5 protein-coding genes are annotated in these 2925 nt (G+C 65.3%); 3 read left to right on the forward strand and 2 right to left on the reverse strand.

Annotated elements, in window-relative coordinates; all coding sequences use genetic code 11:
• Nucleotides 1-195: 195 nt before the first annotated feature.
• Both AB0E67_RS36330 and AB0E67_RS36335 read right to left on the reverse strand, forming a co-directional pair.
• Nucleotides 196-708, reverse strand: a complete 513-nt coding sequence (locus AB0E67_RS36330) for a hypothetical protein (RefSeq protein WP_362035126.1) — start codon at nt 706-708, stop codon at nt 196-198.
• Between the two features lie 21 nt (nt 709-729).
• Nucleotides 730-1425: an RHS repeat-associated core domain-containing protein gene (locus AB0E67_RS36335; RefSeq protein ID WP_362035130.1), complete on the reverse strand. Its 696-nt coding sequence runs from the start codon at nt 1423-1425 to the stop codon at nt 730-732.
• Between AB0E67_RS36335 and AB0E67_RS36340 the strand changes: the two genes are divergently transcribed.
• The 3 genes from AB0E67_RS36340 to AB0E67_RS36350 form a co-directional block, all read left to right on the forward strand.
• Nucleotides 1380-2228, forward strand: coding sequence for an IS5 family transposase (locus AB0E67_RS36340; RefSeq protein WP_362035127.1), 849 nt, complete (start codon nt 1380-1382; stop codon nt 2226-2228). The genes AB0E67_RS36335 and AB0E67_RS36340 overlap by 46 nt on opposite strands.
• Entirely contained in the window at nt 2225-2641 is a 417-nt protein-coding gene (locus AB0E67_RS36345) for a hypothetical protein (protein WP_362035129.1), read from the forward strand. Before AB0E67_RS36340 ends, AB0E67_RS36345 begins: the two co-directional genes overlap by 4 nt.
• A gap of 203 nt (nt 2642-2844) precedes the next feature.
• Nucleotides 2845-2925, forward strand: an 81-nt coding sequence (locus tag AB0E67_RS36350) for a transposase (RefSeq protein WP_362034846.1), incomplete at its 3' end; no start/stop codon positions are given.

Genomic DNA, 2925 nt, shown 5'->3' on the forward strand with positions numbered 1-2925 from the left:
CCTGCGAAAGCACCGGACTTTCGGCTACCTCACCCCGACCGAGACCAGGCAGCGGCACCAGCACGCCCTCGCGGCATAACGATCACGTGTCCGAGGTCACGGGGAAACTTCACCGAGGCCGAGCGGATCTGCTGCGTCGAAGCCTGGGTTCCCGGAGCGTGGTGTCGGGGACCCAGGCTTCGTGCGAGGGGATGCTCAGACTGTTCTCAGCGTGGTCTGATGCGGAGCGCGCTTCAGGTTCTGTTCGCTCGTCGGTGAACCTTGGCGGAGCAGATCGGTCCAGCGCCCGTGGCGGAGGACGTGGAACTCCGATGCTCCTCCGAAGGGACGCCGGCGCCGCGATACCCGCAGCTCGCGGGAGAGCTCCGCATCAACGAGTCTGGCCATCTCGCCGAGGGAGGGAACCGCCGCAACGACAGTCGTCACGATCGGGTCCTCGCACAGTTCGCCGCCCCAGCCAACAGTGAACGCCTTTTCCGTCAGCAGTACGCGCAGCGCAATCTCGCGGTCCCAGCCGGTCGGCAGAAACAGTTCGAGATTGCCCTCGCCCTCCAACGCCGTGCCCAGGTACCACAAGGCCTCGTCACGAATGATCCCGATGGGATCGGTGGCAGCGAGAAGCCCGTCGACCGCGTCGATGAGAGCCCCTTCACGCGCCGTCGGTTCATCCCGCGCGTTGAGATCCGGGTCGGTATGCAAGTAGGTCACGATACTGATCCTCCTTTCACCTTAGAAGAGGGTGAAGTGCCGGGGCTTACCGCGGAAGCGCCAGCCGATACGGAAGGTGGGCCGACCGGCGAAGCGGTTGTAGTTCCAGCCGATCTCGACCCGGCGTCCTTGATGGTTCCAGCGTCCGGACTGCTGGCCCTTGTAGAACGCGTTCTTCGCACGACCGTAGTTGGCAACGGAAAAGTTGCCGTACCGGTAGCTCATGCCGCCGTAGCGGCCTGAACGCAGTACCTTGCTCGCGAACTTCGCTGACTTGGCGAGGCGGTAGGCCCGATAGGCCGTATAGCCGAAGCGTGCCGCCGTGATGATCTGGCCGCCGGGGGCGAAACTCAGCGCCGTCGCCGCGATGCCCCACTTGTTCTTCCAAGCCCATTTTCCGGCCTTTCTCCACCAGCTCCGCCCATCGAGGTCGTACTGGTTGACGGGGTCGCCGGGGTAGGCGTAGGCGTTGGCCCCGCCGCCGTAGACGGGGGCGACGCTGAGGAACCGGCCCGTGGACGGGTTGTAGAGGCGGACGCCCATGAGGGTCATGCCGGTGGGAGTCTCAGTGGTCGGTTCGTGAGTATATGAGTCGTTCTGGTGTCGCCTGATGGTGTGGACGGAGGCAGAACGTGCCGGTCCGATGCCGGTGGCCTGCTGGGATCGGTGGGGTGAGTGAACGCAAGCCGTACCAGACCGACTTGACGGACGAGCAATGGGCGTTGATCGAGCCGGTGCTCACGGCCTGGAAGAACCGGAACCGTTCCGTCAGCGGCCACCAGGGCCGCTACTCGATGCGGGAGATCGTGAACTCGATCCTCTACCAGTCCCGGACCGGCTGTCAGTGGGCTCTCCTGCCGAACGACCTGCCGCCGAAGAGCGCGACGTACTACTACTTCGCCGCCTGGCGGGACGACGGCACCGACCAGCAGATCCACGAACTCCTGCGCTGCCAGGTGCGGGAGAGGAACCGGCGATTAGAGGACCCGACCCTGGTGATCCTGGACACCCAGAGTGTCCGGGCGGCCACCGGTGTCCCCGTGGCCACAACGGGCAAAGACGCCGCGAAACGGGTACCGGGTCGCAAACGGGGACTGGCCGTGGACGTCCTCGGCCTGGTCATCGCCGTCACCGTGCTGGCCGCGAGCGTCCACGACAACGCCGCCGGCATCACTCTGCTCGACCAGGTCGCCGTCGCGGCCGGCGGCTCGGTCAGCAAAGCCCTGGTCGACCGGGGCTTCAAGAACCAGGTCGTCACGCATGGGGCCGCCCTCGGTATCGACGTCGAGATCGTCCAGCGGAACCCTGAGGAGCAGGGATTCGTTCCGCAGCCGAAACGGTGGCGGGTGGAGCAGACGTTCGGGATCTTGATACTGCACCGGCGGCTGATCCGCGACTACGAGCACCGTCCGGCCTCCTCCGCCTCACGTGTCTACTGGGCCATGACTCACGTCATGGCCTGTCGGCTCACCGACACGAACACGCTCACCTGGCGCGATCCGCGGGTGGCCAGCGCGTGAACCTGAACCCTCTCCTGCAGGCACTCGACCTTCAGGAAGACGCCGCCCAGGCCCTGGCCGATGATCTCCGCACCCAGATCGACGCCCTGCAGACCCAACTCCGTGAGGCCGAACTACGTCTGGAACACCTCGCCATCACCCGCACGACCATCACCGGCCTTGCCGACCGAATCCCGAACCAGACGGTCGACCCAGCAGGAAGTCTGGAGCTGCCCGAGCACCCGGACTACCCGCGCATCCTCGCCGTCTTCAACGACACCACCGGTCCACTGAGGGCCCGAGACATCTGTCAGGCCCTCGACTTCGAGCTCCTGCCGAAACACGTCGAACGCACCCGCGCCAAGATGAAACGTCTGGTCACAATAGGAATCCTCACCGAGGCCGAGCCCGGCACCTTCAGCAAGAAGCAGTAACCAAGCCCGGAACGGACATCAACTCACGAACCGCCCACTGAGGGCTTTGCCCGCCTTCAGGAGTTGGTGGGCCCAGACGCGTGGGCCTCTCACCTCGGCATCCTCGCCAAGAACGTGCTGGTCAAGCTGGTCGGGACCTGTCCCCGAGTGGTGGACAACTCTGAGCCCGGCCCCCGGGAGGGGCCGAGTAGGAGGCATCTTTTATGGTGATGAAGGTCTACTCGCCCGAGTTCAAGGCGGACGCTGTCGCGCTGTACCTGTCGGACCCGAGCCACACCTTCGAG

The organism is Streptomyces sp. NPDC032161 (assembly GCF_040636995.1).
Taxonomy (GTDB): Bacteria; Actinomycetota; Actinomycetes; order Streptomycetales; family Streptomycetaceae; genus Streptomyces.